At 50.2% G+C, this 408-nt stretch carries 1 protein-coding gene; it reads left to right on the top strand.

The features are described from left to right. A partial coding sequence (locus tag A3751_RS01695; RefSeq protein WP_156492178.1) for an RNB domain-containing ribonuclease occupies window positions 1–408 on the top strand: 408 nt, incomplete at both ends.

Below are 408 nucleotides of genomic sequence, written 5' to 3' on the forward strand. Positions count from 1 at the left end.
AATTCTGCAATACCCCTCCAAGCGAGAGCATGCGATTGGCGAGGTGTTGGAGGTGCTTGGTGATCATATGGCGCCAGGTATGGAGATCGAAGTGGCTATTCGCTCTCATAACATCCCGAATGAGTGGCCTGCTGACCTTGTTGAGCAGATCGAGAATTTCAAAGCAGAGGTCACTGAAGACGACAAGGTCGCAAGAATAGATCTTCGTCATTTACCTTTGGTCACCATTGATGGTGAGGATGCGCGAGACTTCGATGACGCAGTTTACTGTGAGCGACGCACCGAGGGTGGATGGCGTCTGTATGTTGCGATTGCCGACGTCAGTCATTACGTCAGTATCAATAGTCCTCTTGATATCGAGGCCAACAAGCGCGGAACCTCGGTTTATTTTCCTGATCATGTAGTGCC

The organism is Oleiphilus sp. HI0080, from assembly GCF_001635135.1.